The 856-nt window shown below is 60.5% G+C and carries 1 protein-coding gene; it reads right to left on the minus strand.

All coding sequences use genetic code 11. The features are described from left to right. On the minus strand, positions 1-856 hold an 856-nt coding region (locus tag AC1DX0_RS36555), incomplete at both ends, for a glycosyltransferase family 4 protein (RefSeq protein ID WP_477359459.1).

Here is an 856-nt window from a genome sequence, read left to right on the forward strand (position 1 = left end):
ATCCTAGCAACTGCCGGAAAATATGACTCGTCAGGGTCGCCGACTGGCGGATATCGAAGTTGGCTTGCGCCCGCCTCACGCTCGCACCAGCCATCGATTTTAACCTGGCAGGATTGGATAACAGCGAGAGTGCCGCCAGCGCGACGCCCTCCCAGTCACCGGGATATTCCGACACGATACCGGGCCACTCCGTGGTCCCTATAAGAATTCCCGTCTCGCCCGTCGCGACGATTTCCGGTACGCCGCCGACGCCGATCGCCACGACTGGCACGCCAGATGCCATGGCCTCCAGGATAGTGAGCGGCATCGCGTCCGCGCGCGACGTATGCAACAACAAGTCCAGCGCCGGATAAATCCGATATGGTTCGCGCGCAAGCCCCACGATATGGATGCGCGACTCCAGTCCCGCACGCCGAACCGTGGCGGTGAGATCCTTTTCCATTGACCCGGTGCCAACCATTGCGAAGTGCACCTCAGGCCGCCTTTGCAATATAAATTCGGCTGCCTTGATGAACTTGTCAGGCCCTTTTTCCCAAGCCAGCCTACCAACGAACCCCACCAACATATCGGCAGGGCCGACGTTGATCGTTTGGCGGAACTCCGAACTCTCAGCCGACTTCGGGTGATACACTGCGATATCGACCCCATTGGGAACGAGGCTTACAAGCTCAGGCGCCAACCCCACGGCAAGTGCCTGTGACCAGGCTTCGCGGCACACCACTATGGTGTAGTTCCCGGTTGTGCGCGTCACGCTGATTTCCTGCGGATGCAGGCTCATGCCATGCAACGTGGCGACGGTCGGCGTCCCGCTCAATCGGCCGGCCATTGCCGCCACGGTATGCGCGTTCATCAGGTG

Source organism: Mesorhizobium sp. P3_A9 (assembly GCF_056402975.1).